Annotated in this window: 1 protein-coding gene; it reads right to left on the bottom strand. The window is 26.6% G+C overall.

From position 1 onward, the window contains the following. On the bottom strand, window positions 1-239 hold a 239-nt coding region (locus AC6UDG_RS07580; RefSeq protein ID WP_500706971.1), incomplete at its 3' end, for a hypothetical protein. Window positions 240-278: the final 39 nt, after the last annotated feature.

The raw sequence follows: 278 nt of genomic DNA, 5'->3' as shown, positions 1-278 counted from the left end.
ACTAGTTTTTTGATAATATCTTTCACTATTTTATTTGTTTTATTTTCTTTACTGAAATTTGATGTTTTATCTGAATTTGATTCTATCTCAAGAATCCGACTTATAGCAGCAGCTTCTTGTGGCATTGATTTGGGCGATATCAGCATTATATTAACCAAAATACTAATCAATTGATTATAATCATCTATTTTTAATTCATTAGATAATCGTTGAATAAATTCATTTAAAGATACTGTCACACTTCCTGAGTTAGGAAATTTCGTTGCTAATTCGTATAT

The sequence above is a fragment of the Fructilactobacillus sp. X2R1C1 genome (assembly GCF_059901435.1).
The sequence above is the reverse complement of the archived record's forward strand: the minus strand, read 5'-3'. Positions and strand labels throughout refer to the sequence as shown.